The sequence below is a fragment of the Burkholderia sp. THE68 genome (assembly GCF_009938265.1).
GTDB lineage: Bacteria > Pseudomonadota > Gammaproteobacteria > Burkholderiales > Burkholderiaceae > Caballeronia.
The window spans coordinates 649,285-667,323 of record NZ_AP022317.1; the positions used below are offsets into that span (position 1 = coordinate 649,285).

The following is an 18,039-nucleotide window of genomic DNA, read 5'->3' on the forward strand; positions in this document are numbered from 1 at the left end:
TACTTTGGATGGGGATAGCTGTTTCTTTGGTTACTTTCTTTGCAGCAGCAAAGAAAGTGACTGCCGCCCCGCACAGGGGCAACGCCAACCGACCAACACGGATACGGGATCCGGCGAAAACCCCGGCCATAGAAAGTCCCCGCTCGATCAACCTGCATCCGAAGGCCGCATCTGCCGCCGCAGTTGCAGCGCCCGCGGCGTCACGCGCAGCAACTCCGCCGCACGGCTCGTCGATCCGGCGCGACGCTCCGCCAGCTCGACGGCGAGCGTCTCCGCGATCTGCCCGATGTTCTTCAACCCGAGTCCGGCATTGAGCGCGCCTTCCACCGCGAGGGCAAACGCCTGCTCCCAACCAGGCGTCGCGCCGGCCGCGCAGACATCGCCGAGACAGCCGGTGCTCAGCACGCGAAAGCCGCGCTGCCGGTCCGCGAGCCGCAGCACCACATTGCGCAGCTCGCGCACATTGCCCTGATAATCAGCCGCGACGAGCCGCTGCATGACTTCGGGCATGACCTGCGGCGCGGCATCGCTGTGTTCGGCCAGAAAGTGCGCGACCAGCAACGGGATGTCGTCGCGACGTTCGGCGAGACTCGGCGCGCGCACGGTCCATCGCGCGATGCGGAAGTACAGGTCGTTGCGAAAACGCCCCGCGAGCACTTCGCCTTCGAGATCGCGATTGGTCGCGCAGATGAGCCGGAAGTCCGACTTGCGCCACACATCCTCGCCGATGCGCTTGTACGTGCGCTCCTGGATCACGCGCAAGAGACGCGCTTGCAGACGCGGCTCCAGTTCGCCGATCTCATCGAGAAAGAGCGTGCCGCCGTCGGCCATCGCAACGGCGCCGTCGCGTGCCGACACCGCATGCGTGAACGCGCCCTTCGCGTGACCGAACAGCTCGCTGCCCGACAGTTCGGGACTCAAGGTCGTGCAATCGACGACGACGAACGGGCCGCGCCTGCGCACCGGATCGAGATCGTGCACGAGGCGCGCGAGCAGTTCCTTGCCGCAGCCGCTCTCGCCGAGCAGCAGGCACGCGCCGTCGCCGAAGCGGCCGATTTCCGCGACCGCGCGCAACGTATTGCGCCAGATCGCCGATGCGCCGACTGCGCGCTCGCGCAGCCACTCCGCATCGAGGATCGACTCCATTTCAGCAAGACGATCGACACGTCGCGCGATTTCATCGAGCAGCATGTCTTCGTCGTCGGCGAGGACCATGTCGCATAGCGACGCGGGCCACCAGGCTTCGGGCTGGCAGTCGGCGCGCGTAGCCGGCGTGCATCCGACGATGAAGCCCGCCGGCAACGGATGACGCCGCAGCCAGCGCGCGGCGGCATCGGCGACGCGGTTGCCTTGCGCGATCACGACGACCACGAAAGGGCCGTCGCCGGTCGCGCTCGCTTCGAGCTCGTCGGGCAGGCCGCGCTCGCGCAACGCTGCATGCAGCGCGCGGGGATCATCGTGATGCAGAACGAGGCGCATCTCGGCCGGACCGGCAAGCCGCGCCGCGTCAACCGAGCCAGAAGTGCGTCACCGCGTGAGTCGGAACCGCGTCGTCGTGCCGCGCGATGCGCGTATTGGTGGATGCCGGCGTGTGTCGCATGAGAACCTCGCATTCGGTCGTCATGCACGCATGCATGCGCCCGGATTCGAGCAGCAAGACAGGGAGCGCCGGCGTGCGAACGCGGCGCGCAAGTCTTCACTCGAATTGATCGATGCCCGAAGGAGGGTTCCCGCTTTGAATGTGCCGTCGCGTTGCGAAGCCGACGAGTCGTGTATCGGAGCCGGTCGAGCGTGTTTCGTGTATGCGTATCCTAGGAAACGTTGCGAAGACTTGTGGTACGAAACCGCTTCGCGTGAGGGTTAGCGCACAATCGCGCGTTGGCTCGTCAGTGGATGTGTATCGAAATGCTTTCGTTATCCGTATCAATGACGGAGGGATGCGGACGGTTGGCGGATATCGGCTTGCCGTGGACGTGATGCGCGTTTTTCTGTACTTGCTTCGTGCAGTTGCATATTCCCCTCAAGTTTTTCTCCGCGGATGCCGTTATCCCAGCGGCAGCCGAATTCGAACGTACCGGAATGCGTTGCTACAATGGCGCGCCATTTGGCCGGCGCACGAAGCATTCGCGATCCGGACTGCCATTTTTATCTTGCCGCGAGCGCAAGCTTTCAAAACACCAGAACAAGCATGAAACACGTCATCGCCCTTTCTGCACTCACACTTTCCCTGGCCGCATGTGGCGGTGGCGGAGGCGGATCGGATAACGCGCCAGCCGCACCCGAGCCGAACGCCGCTCAGGGACTCTACGCAGGGAACGACGCGAACAACAACGCGGTAGGCGGGGTCGTGCTCGATTCGGGCGCGTTCTATTTCGTGTATGCGAACACGGCGACCAACGCACTGGGCCTGGTGCAGGGCACGGGTTCCGCATCGCACGGCACTTTCCAGTCCGACAACGCGCGCACCTTCGACATCAGCGGCAAGGGCGCGAGCGATACGCCCGTCATTGCGGGCTACAACGCGAAGAACAGCATGCAGGGCGCGATCTACATGAGCGCGGCGAAGCAGAGCAGCATCAAGTTCAACGTGCTCTACGACGCCGCCTACGAGCGCCCGATCTCGCTGTCCGCGATTGCAGGGACTTACTCGGGCTCGGCTGGATCGACGAAGGGTGGCGAGACCACGAGCTTCACGATCGGTCAGGACGGGGCGATCAAGGGCGCAGGTTTGAGCGGCTGCACGTTCAGCGGCACGGCCAGCCCCCATGGCACCACGGATGTACTCGACGCCACGATCACGTTCGGTGCGAGCCCGTGCGCGTACCCGGGCGCGACGCTGACGGGCGTCGTGTTCTTCAGCAACAATGAGATCGTCGCGGCGCTGACCTTGCCCGACCGGTCGGACGCCTTCGTCGTCGGCGCGGTCAAATGAAGTCGTGACGGCAATGGGCGGCTACGTGGCGTTCATGCGTGGCTGCCCATGTGCCGATGCAGAAAATCGGCCGCGAGATCGAGCGCACGCCGCGCCGCTTCCAGTTGCTCGACGCTCTGCTGAAACACGTGATGCATGCCGGTCCATTCCTGCAGCGTCACGTCGTGGCCGCCTGCATGCGCGCGTTGCGCGTAGCGCAGGGCGTCGTCGTAGAGAATCTCGTCGGCGCCGACCTGAACGAGCAGCGGCGGCAGACGGTCGGGCACGGCGAAAAGTGGGGACGCGCGCGGATCGCTTGCCGATGCATCGCCCGCATAACCGAGCGCGGCGTCGCGCAGGGCCGATTCGTCGAGCAGCACGTCCGCCGCTGCGCGCTCGCGCATGCTCGCGCCGCTGAAGGTCAGATCCGTCCACGGCGAGAACACCACGGCGGCGCACGCCTTGTCGGTGTGCGCCAGCGTTGCGAGCGTCAGACCGCCGCCTGCCGAATCGCCGATCACGCCGACCTTGCCGAATCGACTGTGCAACCGTTCGACGGCGGCAGCCGCGAGATCGATCGCGACAGGCAACGCCGATTCGGGCGCAAGCGGATATTCGAGAATGTACGTCGTGCGCCGCGCCCGCGCCGCGATCTGGCTGACGAGGCCGCGATACGCGGGCGCGGTGCCCATCACATACGCGCCGCCGTGCAGGAACAGCAGGGCCTGATCGTCGACCGGATGCGCGGGGACGCAGGCCCAGCCCGGCAGCGCGGCATCGGTCGATGGATGCAGCGACACATCGGCGAGCGGCGGCGTCGTCGCGAAGAACGCATCGTAGGCGACGCGTGGCGCGGCCTTCGCGAGCGGCCCGGACCAGAAGCGCCGGAACATCTCGTGCAACGCGGGCAGGGCGTCGCGGTCGGCGGGCGACAACGGAAACACTTCGTGCGTCAGGTCGTTTTGCGTGGCCATGTCGTCCTCACGGTGCGGCGAACACGCGAGCCGCGATGTGCTCGGCGATCATCATCGTCGTCAGATTGGTCGGCGCGCTCGGGATGCCGGGCATGATCGACGCATCGACGACCATCAGTCCGTCGATGCCATGCACGCGGCCTTCGCTGTCGACGACGCCGTCATCGCCCATCGGCACGGTCGAGGTCGGATGCGCGTAGGCGTCGAGATTGCCGAGAATCACCGGTTCGAGATCGGCGTCCGTCACCGACGCGCCCGGCGTCATCTCCTGCGCCACCGTCGCCGAAAACGCCTTCGAGCGGCCGATGCGCCGCGCGATTTTCACGCACTCGATCATGCGGCGGCGATCGCGCGCGGTCGTCAGAAAGTTGTAGACGATCTGCGGCGCGCTGCGCGCATCGCGGTCTCTCAGCCGCACATAGCCGACCGATTCGGGCTGCGTCACCGATGCCGCCAGCACGAGCGCGCCGCCCGTAGGCGATAGCGCCGGATCGAAGAGATGTGTCGCGGAGACGTGCAGGTCGAGGTCGCCGGGCGTCGCTTCCGACGAAGCCGTCCACAGGATCGCGCCGGCTGCGGGAAACATGCCGTTCGCGCCGGGTTTCAGCGCGTAGACGTTGTAGTAGAACGGATGCTCCTGCAGGCGTTCTCCGACGGGCAGATCGGCGATGACCGGAATGCCCAGTTCGCGCAGATGCGCCGCCGGCCCGACGCCCGAGCGCATCAGGATCGCGGGGCTGCCGAACGCGCCCGCGCAAAGAATCACGGTCTGCGCGCGCCAGGCGACGCCGTCCGTATCGAGCACGCCGGTGGCGCGGCCTTCGTCGAACAGCACGCGGTCGACTTCCACGCCGCCCCTGACCGTGAGGTTGGGCCGCGCGCGCACGGCGTCATCGAGGAACGCGATGCCCGTATTGATGCGACGCCCCGAAATCACGTTGAGCGGATACGGCGACACGCCCGCCTGTTCGTCGCCGTTGAAGTCCTCGATATAGGCAAAGCCGCATTCGAGCGCGCCGTCGACGAACGCGTTCACGGCGGGCGTCAGCTCGTCGCGACGCCGCTGGCGCACGGGCAGCGGGCCGTGACGTCCGCGATGGCGATCGTCGCCGTCGGGCGTATTCTCGATCGATTTGAAGCAGTCGAGCACGTCGTCGAAGGACCAGCCCGCGAGGCCGCGCGCCGTCCACTTCGCGAAGTCGGCGGGGCGCGCGCGCATCGCGACGGCGGCATTCACCGACGAACATCCGCCGAGCGCCCTCGCGCGCAACGCCGCAATCGTCTGTCCGCCTTCGACCACCGCGCCGCGATAACCCCAGTCGTGCTGCGCGTCGCCGCCCGCGTGATCGGCGTTCCAGAGCACCTCGGGAAACAGGTTCGGCCGATACGCGTTGCCCGCTTCGAGCAGCAGCACGCGGCGCGCCGCCTCGCCGCTGAGCCGGTTGGCGAGCACCGCGCCCGCCGACCCGCCGCCGACGATGACGATGTCATGGGTCTCGCTCATCGCGCGAACCCTTGCGCGACCTGGCCCATCAGCGTGGCGAACGGCATGTCGAGCGCGGCATAGACTTCGAGCGCTTTCGGGTCGGCGTTGTCGGCCATGATTTCCACCATCAGGGTCGCGTAGTCGGACACCTCGATGCCGAGCGCGGTCAAGCGCGCGAGTCCCGCTTCGTGCTTGTACGCGCTGAAGGTGCCGCACGCGTCGAGCGCGACGACCGGCTGATAGCCTTCCTCCCGCGCCGATATCGCCGGCAGCGACGCGCACACTTCGAAGCTCAGTCCCGCGATGATCAGATGATCGCGTTGCGCCGCCTTCACCTTTTCGACGAAGCGCGGCTCGTCCCATGCGTTCACGGTCGAACGGTCGAGGATGTCGGCATCGCCGAGCGCCGCGCGCAGTTCGGGAATCGTCGGTCCCCACATGCTGTCGCGCGCCGTTGTGACCGCGATCACCGGCAGGCCGAGCGCCTTCGCGGCCTTCGCGAGTCCGACCACGTTGTGCTTGAGCTCACCGACGCCGATATCGCGCACACCGGTGAAAAGGCCGACCTGATGGTCGATCAGCAGCACGGCGGTGTTGTCGCGGGTCATGCGCGTTCTCGCTTGGGCCTTCATCGTCGTCTCCCTGGGTTGGACACTGCGGAGCTTAGACGTCTGGCCGCGCGAAACAAGGCGTCGCCAATGGACGCTGCGTGCAACGAATTGGACGATCGGCGCGCGAAGCGCCGGATGACGCCGTGTAACATGCAACACGCCAACCATGCCATCGGGAATCACGCACATGCTGGATCTCAACGACATGTACTACTTCGTGCAGGTGGTCGATCACAAGAGCATCACCGCCGCCGCGCGCGCGCTCGCGCTGCCGAAATCGACCCTCAGCTATCGCGTGAATCAGCTCGAAGCGCAGCTCGGCGTGCGCCTCATCAATCGCACGTCGCGCCAGTTCGCGGTGACGGAGATCGGCGCGGAGTTCTATGTGCATGCGCGCTCGATGCTTCAGGAAGCGCTCGCGGCGGAATCGGTGGTGCGTCAGCGCATGGTGTCGCCAAGCGGCCTCGTGCGGATCTCTACCGCGGTCGCGACCGCGCAGTTCGCGCTGCGCGGGCTGTTGCCGCGCTTCTGCGAGCGCTTTCCGAAAGTGCGGCTCATGGAGCGCCTGTCCGATGTCGAAGTCGATATCGTCGCCGAAGGTTTCGATATCGCGATCCGCGCACATAGCCAGCCGTTGCAGGATTCGACGCTGATCCAGCGGCCACTCGCGCCCACGCCCTGGATGCTGTTCAGCAGCCCGAATTTTTTCGACGGCGCGAAACTGCCCGAGCAGCCGGAGGATATCGCGGAGCGGCGTTCGCTGTTCATGCTGCGCGAAGGCGTGCCCTACGAATGGACCCTGCGTCGCGATGACACCGTGCACACGGTGCGGGTCTCGCCGGTGCTCATGACGAGCTGCATGCTGACGCTCAAGGATGCGGCCGTCGCGGGACTGGGCATCGTCGCGCTGCCCGGTTATGTGTGCAGGGAAGAGCTTGCCGACGGCCGCCTGATGCGCGTGCTGCCCGCGTGGACCTGCGGCGATGCGCAGCTCACCGCGCTGGTGCCGTACGGGCAGAACCAGTTGCCGTCGGTGCGTGCGCTGCTGGACTATCTGGTGCTGGAAGTGCCGCCGGCCGTTTCGATCGAAGGATGATCGCGACGCTCACACCGGATCGAATACCACCGCGCCGCGATCTTCGAAGTATGTGGCGCGACGCAAGAAGCGAAATACCTGACCGGCGATCTCGATCCTGTTCCGGCCGAGCCGCGTGCAGTGCAGAATTTCCTTCGCGACCGACGCTGCGATGGTTCCGCGAAACATGAGCGCGCTCTGTTTGCCGGATACCTTGCCGATATAGATCGCGCATGACGCATTGCACTCCTGCATCATGATGATGCTCTCCCCGACCTGCAACGGCAGTTGCAGGTATTCAGCGAAGTCCACCAGTGAGTCGTGCGCTTTCATGGAACGATTCCGAAAGGGCCTTCGATCAGACCTGCCGTCAGTTATCCAAACTGTTTGTTCTGAACGCCGTTTGTCGCTGCCTCGAGCAGCAGCCGTTGCAACCGGGAATCGAAACAATCGGGGCCGATCCGCGCGCTTCGCTCGATACATCGATTCGACGAGGCGGCGTCAGGGCATGGTACGCGCTTTGGCGTGTTCATGCAGCGAATCTTGCGCGCGTCCGATCCCGGCGGGAATACCTCACGAGCGACATTAACCGTTTCCTCAACCCGCACGCCGATTTTTTCAATTTACCTGCGGTATGGCGCTGGCAGAATTTCAGTGCGTTACAAATACACAGAAAGACGTACACGACAGATGCGCGATAGACGCACGTCGTGATCTCATGGCAAGGAGACAGACAAGATCATGAATTACAAGGCTGTAGCGTGTGCGTGCATTGCATCGATGTGCGTTTCGACGTCGTGGGCGCAGGATGACGAGGAGGGCACACCGCCCCCGAAACCTCTCGGTGCGAGTTCGGTGACGCTCTACGGTCTCATCGATCAGGGCCTGGAGTTCGTCAACAACGTGGCGACCGGCAAGAACACGACGGCGAACGGCTGGCGCACCGGAGACGGCACGGCGACTTCGTACTTCGGCTTTCGGGGCAGCGAGGATCTGGGCGGCGGCGTCAAGGCCATCTTCGACCTGCAAGGCGGTTTCAGTCCGACCACCGGCGCATCCAGACAAGGTGGACGCCTGTTCGGACGGCAATCCTATGTAGGTATCGATGGACGGTACGGGCGGCTGACCTTCGGCCGGCAATACACGATGCGGTTCTTCGGCATCTCCTTCATCAACCCGTTCGGCACGGGCGCGCAGGGTCTCACGACGCTGGACAACGGCATTGCGAACGCGCGTGCCGATAACTCGGTGAGCTATCGCTACTTTCTCGGCGATTTCGAAGCCGGCGTGAACTACAGCTTCGGTCGCGATGCCGTCGACGGCAACAGCTCTGTCGCCACGAATTGCCCGGGGCAGACCTCGCCGTCGAATCAATGCCGCGAGTATTCGGCGCTGCTCAAGTACGAAGGACATAGCTGGGGCCTGGCCACATCCTACGAACGCAATTACGGCGGCACCTCGAAGACGTGGGGCGGTCTCACATCGCCTGATCTGACGGACAGTCGTTTCACGCTGGGTGGCTACTTCATGATCTATCAGGCCAAGTTCGGCGTGGGCTGGATCAAGCGCGTGAACGAAGGCATCGCCACGCCGCGCAGCAACCTGTTCTGGGTGACGGGCACCATTCCCGTGACGCCTTTCTTCCACGTCGATGGCATGCTCGCGCAAATCAAATACGAGCACTCGCCGAACAAGGCGCTGATCGAGGTCTTGCGCGGCGAGTATCTGTTATCGAAGCGCACGCTGCTGTATCTGACCGGCGAGCATATTCAGAACTCGGGCAATCTGGCCTTCGCGGCGACCACGCTCTCGCCCGTGCCCACGCCGCCCGCCGGCGGGGCGCAGATCTCCATCATCGCGGGCATCAGGCATACGTTCTGAGTCGCGCGCGGCCGCGGCGGAGAAGCTCACGCAATCAGCTTCGCCGCGGTTTGTGCCGCCGACATATCGGCTACATCGGAGAACGGCTGCTTGCGCCCGAGGCTCCCCAATCCGACGTACATGTCCTGCTGATAGTCGATGTCCGCGCGGCTCAGAGACAGATCGCGCGAATATGGCCGCTGCATTTGATTGAAGTCCCAGATCGCCCGGGCCGATGCCGCGTCAAACTTCTTCTGCGCGTGCTTGCGCGCTTCGAAGAACGCGTCGTGCGATGCCGGCGACATCAGGTAATCGTAGAGCGAGCCATACGCGGCCATCACTGCGACCAGTCCCTCGTGCTTCGCGCGGATCGCGGTATCGGACGCGTAGGCCGTCTGGAAAATGCAGTGTGGCAGCGCCTGCCATATGTTTCCCTCGCCGATGACCACGAGACCGTCCCTGTCGTTCAGATGCGAGATGCTGGAGCAGCAGGCGTCGGCCTCGCCCTTGACGACGGCATCATGGCACTGATCGTTGCTGCCCTTGTCGACGAAATCGACTCGCGATGCATCGATGCCTTTCTCTTTCAGCAATTGCAGCATCAGCGTATGCAGCAGGCCTCCGTTCGGACCCACCGCGACTGTCTTGCCCTTCAGATCAGCGAGTGTCGTCGCGCCGTCCGGTTTCGCGAACACCGTCAGCGCGCACTTTTTCATCCCGGCGCCGACGATTTTCACGCGAGCGCCCTGCGCGATGCGCGGCAGCACCATGTTGTAGCCCGAAACCATGCAGACATCCGCGCTATCGGCGGACACCGCATCGAACGGACCCGTCACGCCCGGCACTTCGACGATGCGCGCATCGACACCGAATCTCCTGAAGTACCCGAGTTCGTCCATGAGCACGTTCAGCGTCGCGTTCTCCAGCCCCGGATTGCTGACGATCCGAAGCTGGCTTGCGGCCGCCCGCGCGAGAAAGGGCGCGGCGAGTCCACCCGTCGCGATGCTCAAACCGAGAAGGCTCGCGCCGCGCAGGAAGCGCCGGCGGTTGATGGTGCGTGTCATCGTCTGTCTCCGTGCGCCGGTCTGGCCGGCTATCTGCCCCGGATTGTGGCGACACGACGCGCGCCGGTCGATTGAGTAAAATGGCCGTAAGCTTAACGAGTTGGTAAAACCCTGAAGAGGCGCGCGACGTGTCGGAACTCGACTGGTACTTGCAGATCAACCTGAAGGCGCGACATCTGCGCCTGCTCGTGACGATCGACACGTATCGCAATCTGAGTCAGGTCGCCGAAGTCACGCATGTCACGGTGCCGGCCGTGTCGAAATCGCTGGCCGAGCTCGAACGCGGGCTCGGGCTCACCTTGTTCTCGCGCACCGCGCAGGGCCTGATTCCCACGCCCTACGGCGACTGTCTGATCCGTCACGCGCGCTCGATGCTGACGATCCTCCACCAGGCCCGCGACGAGCTGAAGGCGCTGAGTTCGGGCGCGGAGGGGAAGGTTCACATCGGCATGTTGCCGGCTTCTGCTTCGGTGCTGCTGACGCAGGCGCTGAGCCTGCTCAAGCAGCGCTCGCCGGGCACGAACGTGACGGTCATCGAAGGCACGACGGGGTCGCTTCTGCCGGAACTCTGGCAAGGGCATCTCGATCTCGTCGTGGGCCGCCTGCCGCCGCCGGATACGCTCGGCAGCTTCGAGGAGAAAGAGCTTCTCGAAGAGCCCGTGACGCTCGTGACGGGCCGTCAGCATCCGCTGGCCCGAAGGAAAACCCTGACATGGGCGGACCTTCATCCGTATCCGTGGATTCTTCCGCCGGTCGGCTCCATCCTGCGCGATCCGCTGGAACGCGCACTCGAAGCGCACGAAGTACCGCTGACGAACAACTACATCGAAACGCTCTCGGTTCACGTCGTGCGCGCGCATCTGCAAGTATCCGATTGCATCGCCGTGATGGCCGATACCGCCGCCAACGATGCCACGCAGCCGCAACCGCTCCACACCCTTCCGCTGAGCCTGCCGCGCCTGCTGCGGCCGGCCGGCGTGCTCTGGAACCGCGTGCGCGGCCTGACGCCCAGTGCCCGGCTGATGGTTTCCTGTCTGGAAGAGACCGCCGGGCGTCTCGCCGAGAAAGGACAGGGCACGCGCTGATCGCGCGCCGCTGAAGCTGCCGCCTTGCGGACTCCCTTCTGCAAGGCTTAACCATTTGCTCAAGTCGCGGGCGCTTTTTCTCAATTGACCCATTCTGTCGTGCTGGCCAGAATTTGATTGCGTTCACTCGAATATGAACGGCAGCGCGATCCACCATCGGGACAGTTCTATTTCCCGTGGGCCTCGAGCACGGATCGCGAATCAAAACACGGAGACAGAGACGACCATGAATTACCGGACCGCAATCTGCGCTTGTGCGGCGCTGTTCAGTTTCGCCGCGACGGCGCTTGCCGGGCCAGCGTCCAATCAATCAGTCGAACAGTTCTATAAGGGCAAGGCGTTGACGCTCGTCGTCAGCGCGGACGCAGGCACGCCCACCGACATCATCGCGCGGCAGTTCTCGCGCTTCTTCGTCAAATACGTTCCGGGTCATCCGAAGGCCATCGTGATGAACGTGGTCGGCGCGGGCGGCATGGTCGCGGCGGCCTCGCTCCAGTCCAGACAGCCGAGCGACGGCACCGTCATCGGCTTTCTTCAGCGCAACAATCTCTATATCCCACTGCTCGATCAGCGCCAGAACCGCTTCGATCCGCGCAATGTCAGATGGCTCGGCAGTCTCAACAAGGTCGAATACTGCATCGTATCGATGACGCGCTCCGGCGTGACCACGGCCGACGATCTCACCCGCAAGAAGATGTATATCGGCGCGACCGGTTTCGCGAACGAGGACAGAACGCTGCCGGCGCTGCTCGACGAATACCTCGGCGCGAAGATGAGCATCGTGCCCGGCTACACGGGACGCGGCGAAGTGTATCTGGCGATGCAGCGCGGCGAAGTCGACGGCTGGGCCTCCACTATCGACGGGCTTCAGCAGGGCGAGCCGGTACGCATGCTCGCCGACGGCAAGATGAAAGTGCTGCTGCATCTCGGCTGGAAAAGCCCGGCCGCCTACGCCGACGTGCCGAACCTGAGCGCCTACATCACCAAACCCGAAGTCAAGGCGCTGTTCAATCTGTTCCTGCTGCCGTTCCAGGCGGGCCGCCCGATCGCGGTGCCCAAGGACGTGCCGCAGGACCGTCTCGACGCGCTGCGCGACGCGTTTGCAAAGACCATCGCGGACCCGGATTTCATCGATGCGATGAAGCAATCGGGCTATCCGGTCGATCCCATCGACGGGAACGCGGTGGAACAGATCGTCTCCAGGCTGTATGCGACGCCCGAGCCGCAGCTCGAGGATGCGCGCAAGCTCATCTTCAGTTCGCACTGAAGGACAGAACATCATCACGAGGTCACATCACATGACGCCCGAAATCATCGACATCCATCCCCACATCATCTCGACGGACACGGATCGTTATCCGATCGCGCCGCAGCACGGACATCGCTCGAAGTGGTCCGCCACGCGCCCCGTGACGTTCGAGCAGATGATCGCGGAGATGGATGAAGCCGGCGTAGCGAAGGCTGCGATCGTGCATTCGTCGACCACGTATGGCGCCAACAACGCATACGTGGCCGACAGCGTCGCGCAGCACCCGAAGCGCTTCACCGGCGTCTATTCCTTCGACCTGCTGGCGCCCGACGCGCTGAAGACGTTCGACTACTGGCTGGCGCGCGGCATGGGCGGCATCCGTCTTTTCACCGGCGGCGCGACGCATCAGAGCGATGGCAGCTGGCTCGTCAATCCGGCGACCTTCCCGATCTGGGAGCGCTGCGCGGAGATCGGCATGACGATGGCCGTGCAGACGACGCCCGAAGGTCTCTCGATGGTCGCGGAACTGGCCGAGCGCTTTCCCAAGGTGCGGATCGCGCTCGATCACTGCGGCCGTCCCGACATAGAGGATGGCCTGCCGTATGCACGCTGCGCGGCGCTGTTCGCGTTGTCGAAGTACGACAACGTGTACATGAAGATCACGCCGCGCACCTTCGATCTCGCACAGGCGGCCCCGGGCGGTGCGCAGCCGTTCTTCGAGCATCTCGTGAAGGTGTTCGGCGCCGATCATCTGGCGTTCGGTTCGAACTATCCGGCATCGGCTGGCCCGCTGAAAAAACTGATCGAGCAGGGGCAGGCCTGCTTCGCGACTCTGAGCGACGACGAGCGCGCGTGGGTCTGGGGCCGCACGGCAAAGGTCCTGTATCCGATGCTCGCCGACTGATTCCGGCTCGACACGTTCGATCCGCGTTGGAACTACTACAGTGCAAGCCTACCGAGCTTGCCATTCAATCAGGATGACGCATGGAATTCTTCAACGATGCAACGCTGCTGGCGGCAGGCCATGCGTTGTCGACGCTGCTTCAGTTCAACCGCCTGATCTTCCTCGTATTCGGCGTCGTGGTCGGACTGGCGATCGGTTTGCTGCCCGGCATTGGCGGGCTCACGGGCTTCGCGCTCCTCGTGCCGTTCACATACACGATGGACCCGTACGCCGCCTTCGCGATGCTGCTGGGCATGGCGTCGGTGATCACGACTTCGGACGTGATTCCCGCCGTGCTCTTCGGCGTGCCCGGTCACGCCGCATCGCAGGCGACAGTGCTCGACGGCCTGCCGATGACCAAACGCGGCGAGGCGTCGCGCGCGCTGAGCGCATGCTACATGTCATCGTTGATGGGCGGCCTGATCGGCGCGGTGATCCTCGCCGTGTCGCTGCCGCTCGTGCGGCCTTTCGTGCTTTCCATCGGCACGCCGGAAATGCTGGGGCTGACGATTTTCGGCGTCTCGATGGTCTCGGCGCTCTCGGGCAACGCCCCGCTGCGCGGTGTCGTCGCCGCGTGCTTCGGCATTCTGGTCGGCATGGTCGGAACCAACGTCGCCACGGGGCAAATGCGCTGGACCGGAGACATCCTTTATCTGCAGGACGGAATTCCGCTCGTGCCGATCATCCTCGGCATCTTTGCGCTGCCGGAGTTGTGTGAGCTGGCGATCCGCCGGACCGCCATCGCCCAGAACATGCAGTTCACATCGCGGCAGGGAATGCGGCAAGGCGTCGTCGACAGCCTGCGAAACTGGTTTCTCGTGCTTCGTTGCGGCGGTCTGGGCGCTGTGCTCGGTGCGGTGCCGGGCATCACGGGTGCGGTGACGGACTGGATCGCCTACGGCCACGCGCTGCAGACCTCAAAGGGCGCGAAGCAGACCTTCACCACCGGCGACGTGCGCGGCGTGATCGCGCCCGAAGCGGCGAACAATGCGCGAGAGGGCGGCAGCCTGGTGCCGATGCTCTCCTTCGGCGTGCCGGGCGGCGCGGCGCAGGCCATCCTGCTCGGCGCGATGATGGTGCACGGGTTCATTCCCGGCCCCGACATGCTGACCAAGCATCTCGACTTCACCTATTCGATGGTGTGGTCGATCGCGCTCGCCAACATCTTCGGCGCCGGTCTGTGCTTTCTGCTCAGCGGGCAGTTCGCCAAGGTTTCCACGCTGCGTTACACGCTGATTCTTCCGGTCATCATGCCGGTCATCTATGTCGGCGCCTTTCAGGGTTCGCGCAGCTGGGGCGACCTCTTCGTGCTGCTGATCGCCGGGGTCATCGGCTGGACCATGAAGCGTCTGCGGTGGGCGCGTCCGCCGCTGATTCTCGGTCTTGTGCTCGGCGTGCTGATGGAGCGCTATATGTCGATCTCCTTCGTCCGCTACGGCACCGACTGGCTGACGCGGCCCGTCGTGATGGTCCTGCTGATCCTCGCCGCGCTCGTGTTCTTCAAGCCGCTGTTCAGTGCGTTGCGCACGGGTGGCTTCGCGCATCTGCGCCCGAGCGGGAAGATCGTGCTCAAACGCGAGGATCTCGTCTATGTGTTCTTCATCTGCATCGGACTCTACATGCTGGTGACGGCGCAAGGCTGGCTGCTCATGGCCCGGATCGGACCGACGGCGGTGGCGAGCATTCTGGTCGTCGCGGCGAGCGTCAGCCTCGCATACAAGATCTTCGTGATTCCGGCGCAGGCAAGCGCGGCGCACGCGGGCGGCGGCATTCACATGGACGTCGCCGCGGACCACGGCGAAAAGCTGTCGAACACGGTCGTCCTGCGGCGAGCAGCAAGGTTCTTCGGCTGGTTTCTCGCGTTTCTCGCCTGCATGTCGGTGATCGGCATGCTCCCGACCGTGCCGCTGATGATCGTCGCCTATATGCGGATCGAGGGACGCGAGCCGTGGCGCCTGAGCGTGATCCTCGCAGTGTGCGTGACGGCGTTCCTCTATCTGGTCTTCGACCAGATCATTCACATTCCCTGGCCTGACAGCTTCCTGGGGCAATGGATTCCCGCCCTGCGCGGCGCCTGAGAACTCTCTTGACTGGAAGGAAACAGCATGTCGAACGACCGACTCGAACGAATCGACGCAGAACGCGCGAGCGATGCGCAAAAGCAAGTCATCGCGCGACTGGGCGAAGGGCGTGGCCGAATTCCCACGCCGTTCAACATCTGGCTGCATAACCCGCGTCTGGCCGAAGGAATGGAAATCATCGGCACGCATGTCGATCGTTCTCCGGTGCTGAGCGAGGCGGAAAGCGAAGTCGCGATTCTGGCGACGGCGGTGTTCTGGAACGCGCCGTATGTCATCGCGAACCATCGGCGGCACGCGCTGAAGTCAGGCGTGCCGGAACCGGTGGTGACGGCCATTCTGGAAAAGCGGCGACCCGAAACGGACGACGATCGCTTCGGCCTGATCTGCGCAGCCGTCTGCGACCTGCTCTCCGGCGGGGCGATCGACGATGCACGTTTCGCACGGTACGAGGCCGCACTGGGCCGCGACGTGATCGCCGAATTGCTCGTCACGGTGGGCTATTTCACTTCGATTTCACTCGGCATGACCTTGCACGCGCTTCGGCCCAAGGACTGAGGGGCGCGGATAGATCGACAAGGTGTGGGAGGGACATCACGTGTCAGGGCTGGACTGGTATCTGCAAATCAACCTGAAGGCGCGGCATCTGCGCCTGCTCGTGACGATCGATACATATCGCAATCTGACTCAGGTGGCCGATGTCACTCACGTCACCCTGCCGGCGGTGTCGAAGTCACTTGCCGAACTCGAACGCGGCCTCGGACTCACGCTTTTTTCGCGCACGGCGCAGGGCCTCGTGCCGACGCCATACGGCGATTGCCTGATCCGCCATGCGCGCGAGATGCTGACGATCCTGCATCAGGCGCGCGACGAACTGAAAGCGCTCAGTTCCGGAACGGAAGGCAAGGTGCATATCGGCATGTTGCCGGCGTCGGCCTCCGCGTTGCTGCCGCAGGCGCTGAGTCTGCTCAAGCATCGCTCGCCCGGCACCAACGTGATGGTGATCGAAGGGACGAAGGCGTCGTTGCTTCCGGAACTCTGGCAAGGCCGTCTCGATCTGGTCGTGGGCCGTCTGCCGCCGCCGGATACGCTCGGCAGCTTCGAGGAAAAAGAGCTGCTCGAAGAACCGGTGACGCTGATGACCGGCCGTCATCATCCGCTCGCGCGCAGAAAGAGCCTGACGTGGGCGGACCTGCATCCGTATCCGTGGATTCTGCCGCCGCCCGGTTCGATCCTGCGCGATCCGCTCGAACGCGCGCTCGAAGCGCACAACGTACCGCTCACCACCAATTACATCGAGACGCTCTCGGTTCACGTCGCGCGCGCGCATTTGCAGATCTCGGATTTCATCGCGGTCATGGCCGGCACGCCCGCCAACGACACCACACAGCCGCTTTGCACGCTTCCGTTGAGCCTGCCCAGGCTTCTGCGGCCGGCCGGCGTGCTGTGGAATCGCAATCGCAGCCTGACGCCCAGCGCGCAACTCATGATCGAGTGTCTCGAAGAGGCTGCGCGGCAGCTACGGCCGGACCACGACGCGACGGCGCAAGGGACGCCGAAGTCTTCGAAGCCGCATCGCATTAACTGAACCGTAATGCCTTTACCGGATGGTTAACAGAGGCGCGGCTTAATTCAATAGACGGGTGATAGGCGCGGGAAGATCATGACGTCAACGAGATGACCCGTGCAGACAGGCTACTTTCCCAAGGAGACTAAGTTGGCAAACAAGATACACCTCAAGCTCGCGATTGCCGAGCATCCGCACACCTCGGCCATTCGCGACGGCTCGATTCCCATCGAAGGTGTCGATGCCGAGTTCGTCACGGTCCAGCCGCAGATCGGCGCGTTTCGCCGCATGGTGCGTGACGTCGAATTCGACGTGTGCGAACTCGCGCCGACGACCTACATCATCGCCCGTGCATACGGTGCGCCGTTCGTCGCGCTGCCCATCTTCGTGGTGCGCCGCTTTCACCACTCCGGATTGCTGGTGCGTCCGGACGCGGGCATCAAGACGCCGAAGGACCTCGAAGGCAAGAAAGTCGGCGTGCGCGCTTACTCGGTGACCACCGGCGCATGGACGCGCCAGGTGCTGATCGACGAGTTCGGCCTCGATCCGTCGAAGGTGACGTGGGTCGTCGATGACGAGGAGCACGTCACGCAGCTCAAGCTGCCGCCGAACGTGATTCACGCACCCGAGGGCAGCTCGCTCGCGGACATGATGGCCAAGGGTGAACTCGTGGCGGGTTTCCACGGCAACGCCGGGATCGGCCGCACGGGCGCGCCGACCGGCGGCTGGCAGGAAGTGGAAGCCGATTACCCCGATCTGTTCCCGAACGCGGATGAGCTGGAGGCCGAGTACTACGCCCGCACCGGCGTGTATCCGATGCACGGCACGATCGTCGTGAAGGATTCGGTGCTGGCCGAGCATCCGTGGGTCGCCAAGTCGATCTACGACGCCTTCGACAAAGCGAAGAAAGACTGGCTCGCCAAACTCGACGCGGGCGAACTGAACGACAAGAAGAACCAGAAGTATCTCGAGCTGCGCAAGATCGTCGGCCACGATCCGCTGCCGTACGGCATCGAGGAAAACCGCAAGACGATCGAAGCGCTCGAAGCCACCGCGTTCAAGCAGGGCCTGACGCCGCGCCGCATGTCGATGAGCGAGCTGTTCGTCGATCCCCGCGTCTAAATTCATACGGAAAG

The 18,039-nt window shown here is 64.1% G+C and carries 16 protein-coding genes; 10 read left to right on the forward strand and 6 right to left on the reverse strand.

Features of this window, described 5'->3' with window-relative positions:
• Positions 1 to 147: 147 nt before the first annotated feature.
• A complete protein-coding gene (locus tag BTHE68_RS24295; protein ID WP_162068835.1) occupies positions 148 to 1,479 on the reverse strand; it encodes a sigma 54-interacting transcriptional regulator in 1,332 nt (443 codons plus the stop codon).
• Between the two features lie 709 nt (positions 1,480 to 2,188).
• Here BTHE68_RS24295 and BTHE68_RS24300 point away from each other — a divergent pair.
• Positions 2,189 to 2,932, forward strand: a complete 744-nt coding sequence (locus tag BTHE68_RS24300; protein ID WP_162068836.1) for a hypothetical protein — start codon at positions 2,189 to 2,191, stop codon at positions 2,930 to 2,932.
• A 32-nt stretch (positions 2,933 to 2,964) separates the two neighbouring features.
• Here the strand turns inward: BTHE68_RS24300 and BTHE68_RS24305 are convergent, their stop codons facing one another.
• Genes BTHE68_RS24305 through BTHE68_RS24315 form a run of 3 tightly spaced genes read right to left on the reverse strand, consistent with a single transcriptional unit; the run spans position 2,965 to position 5,979 of the window.
• Entirely contained in the window at positions 2,965 to 3,885 is a 921-nt protein-coding gene (locus tag BTHE68_RS24305; RefSeq protein ID WP_162068837.1) for an alpha/beta hydrolase fold domain-containing protein, read from the reverse strand.
• A gap of 7 nt (positions 3,886 to 3,892) precedes the next feature.
• A complete protein-coding gene (locus tag BTHE68_RS24310; RefSeq protein WP_162068838.1) occupies positions 3,893 to 5,389 on the reverse strand; it encodes a GMC family oxidoreductase in 1,497 nt (498 codons plus the stop codon).
• Complete coding sequence (locus BTHE68_RS24315; protein WP_162068839.1) at positions 5,386 to 5,979, reverse strand: isochorismatase family protein; 594 nt, start codon at positions 5,977 to 5,979, stop codon at positions 5,386 to 5,388. The genes BTHE68_RS24310 and BTHE68_RS24315 overlap by 4 nt, the downstream gene beginning before the upstream one ends.
• A gap of 190 nt (positions 5,980 to 6,169) precedes the next feature.
• On the opposite strand from BTHE68_RS24315, the gene BTHE68_RS24320 reads away from it, so the two are divergent.
• Positions 6,170 to 7,078, forward strand: coding sequence for a LysR substrate-binding domain-containing protein (locus BTHE68_RS24320; RefSeq protein ID WP_162068840.1), 909 nt, complete (start codon positions 6,170 to 6,172; stop codon positions 7,076 to 7,078).
• Between the two features lie 9 nt (positions 7,079 to 7,087).
• Here BTHE68_RS24320 and BTHE68_RS24325 read toward each other — a convergent pair whose 3' ends face one another.
• On the reverse strand, positions 7,088 to 7,390 hold the full coding sequence (locus tag BTHE68_RS24325) for a hypothetical protein (protein ID WP_162068841.1): 303 nt from the start codon (positions 7,388 to 7,390) through the stop codon (positions 7,088 to 7,090).
• A gap of 408 nt (positions 7,391 to 7,798) precedes the next feature.
• On the opposite strand from BTHE68_RS24325, the gene BTHE68_RS24330 reads away from it, so the two are divergent.
• Positions 7,799 to 8,938: a porin gene (locus BTHE68_RS24330; RefSeq protein ID WP_162068842.1), complete on the forward strand. Its 1,140-nt coding sequence runs from the start codon at positions 7,799 to 7,801 to the stop codon at positions 8,936 to 8,938.
• 26 nt (positions 8,939 to 8,964) lie between these two features.
• Here BTHE68_RS24330 and BTHE68_RS24335 read toward each other — a convergent pair whose 3' ends face one another.
• A complete protein-coding gene (locus BTHE68_RS24335) occupies positions 8,965 to 9,981 on the reverse strand; it encodes an ABC transporter substrate-binding protein (RefSeq protein WP_162068843.1) in 1,017 nt (338 codons plus the stop codon).
• A gap of 128 nt (positions 9,982 to 10,109) precedes the next feature.
• Here BTHE68_RS24335 and BTHE68_RS24340 point away from each other — a divergent pair, with 128 nt between their 5' ends.
• From BTHE68_RS24340 to BTHE68_RS24370, 7 genes are all read left to right on the forward strand, one after another.
• The gene (locus BTHE68_RS24340) at positions 10,110 to 11,066 is read left to right on the forward strand and encodes a LysR substrate-binding domain-containing protein (protein ID WP_162068844.1); all 957 of its coding nucleotides are present in this window, start codon (positions 10,110 to 10,112) and stop codon (positions 11,064 to 11,066) included.
• Positions 11,067 to 11,292: 226 nt separating this feature from the next.
• The gene (locus BTHE68_RS24345) at positions 11,293 to 12,333 is read left to right on the forward strand and encodes a Bug family tripartite tricarboxylate transporter substrate binding protein (protein WP_162068845.1); all 1,041 of its coding nucleotides are present in this window, start codon (positions 11,293 to 11,295) and stop codon (positions 12,331 to 12,333) included.
• A gap of 31 nt (positions 12,334 to 12,364) precedes the next feature.
• Positions 12,365 to 13,219 (forward strand): amidohydrolase family protein, encoded by an 855-nt coding sequence (locus tag BTHE68_RS24350; protein WP_162068846.1) that lies wholly within the window; start codon positions 12,365 to 12,367, stop codon positions 13,217 to 13,219.
• 80 nt (positions 13,220 to 13,299) lie between these two features.
• The gene (locus BTHE68_RS24355) at positions 13,300 to 15,336 is read left to right on the forward strand and encodes a tripartite tricarboxylate transporter permease (RefSeq protein WP_162068847.1); all 2,037 of its coding nucleotides are present in this window, start codon (positions 13,300 to 13,302) and stop codon (positions 15,334 to 15,336) included.
• Between the two features lie 27 nt (positions 15,337 to 15,363).
• Positions 15,364 to 15,894, forward strand: a complete 531-nt coding sequence (locus BTHE68_RS24360; protein ID WP_162068848.1) for a carboxymuconolactone decarboxylase family protein — start codon at positions 15,364 to 15,366, stop codon at positions 15,892 to 15,894.
• Positions 15,895 to 15,934: 40 nt separating this feature from the next.
• A complete protein-coding gene (locus BTHE68_RS24365; protein ID WP_162068849.1) occupies positions 15,935 to 16,924 on the forward strand; it encodes a LysR substrate-binding domain-containing protein in 990 nt (329 codons plus the stop codon).
• Positions 16,925 to 17,053: 129 nt separating this feature from the next.
• Positions 17,054 to 18,025 (forward strand): ABC transporter substrate-binding protein, encoded by a 972-nt coding sequence (locus tag BTHE68_RS24370; RefSeq protein ID WP_162068850.1) that lies wholly within the window; start codon positions 17,054 to 17,056, stop codon positions 18,023 to 18,025.
• The last annotated feature ends 14 nt before the right edge of the window (positions 18,026 to 18,039 follow it).